Origin of the sequence: Streptomyces longisporoflavus (assembly GCF_014649775.1) — a bacterium.
In the GTDB taxonomy this organism is placed as follows: domain Bacteria; phylum Actinomycetota; class Actinomycetes; order Streptomycetales; family Streptomycetaceae; genus Streptomyces; species Streptomyces longisporoflavus.
The window spans coordinates 1-635 of the sequence record NZ_BMTR01000135.1 but is presented as its reverse complement, the minus strand read 5'-3'; the positions used below and the strand labels follow the sequence as shown (position 1 = coordinate 635).

Below are 635 nucleotides of genomic sequence, written 5' to 3'. Positions count from 1 at the left end.
GCCGGAGACGAAGACGATGTTCTCTTTGGCCAGGCCGAGTTCGGGCATGAAGCCCTGCACGGCCGCCAGGACGGCGTAGTCCCCGCAGCCCGGGCACCACCGCACCTCCTGGTCCGACTTGAAGTCCTTCATGGACTGCTTGGCCTCGGCCTTGGGCACCAGGGAAAGCGCTTCGATCGTGCTCCCGGTGCCTTCGGTCTTCGTGTCAGCCATTGATGGCCTCCTTGAGAGCCGTGGCGAGCTGCTCGGCCTTGAACGGCATTCCGTTGACCTGGTTGTACGAGTGCGCGTCCACGAGGTACTTGGCGCGGAGCAGTGTGGCGAGCTGTCCGAGGTTCATCTCGGGAATCACCACCTTGTCGTAACGCTTCAGGACCTCGCCCAGATTCCGCGGGAAGGGGTTGAGGTGGCGCAGATGGGCCTGCGCGACACTCTCGCCGACCGCGCGCAGGCGGCGTACCGCAGCGGTGATGGGGCCGTAGGTCGAACCCCAGCCCAGAACAAGCAACTTGGCGTCACCGGTCGGGTCGTCGACTTCAAGGTCCGGGACCTGGATTCCGTCGATTTTGGCTTGGCGGGTGCGGACCATGAAGTCGTGGTTGGCCGGGTCGTAGGAGATGTTGCCGGTGCCGTCC

General features: G+C 64.7%; 2 pseudogenes. Both read right to left on the bottom strand.

The window, feature by feature from the left end:
* Positions 1–213 (bottom strand): annotated as a pseudogene (locus IE226_RS43745) (2-oxoacid:ferredoxin oxidoreductase subunit beta); the annotation flags it as partial.
* Positions 206–635, bottom strand: a pseudogene (locus IE226_RS43740) (2-oxoacid:acceptor oxidoreductase subunit alpha); the annotation flags it as partial. The pseudogenes IE226_RS43740 and IE226_RS43745, both read right to left, overlap by 8 nt.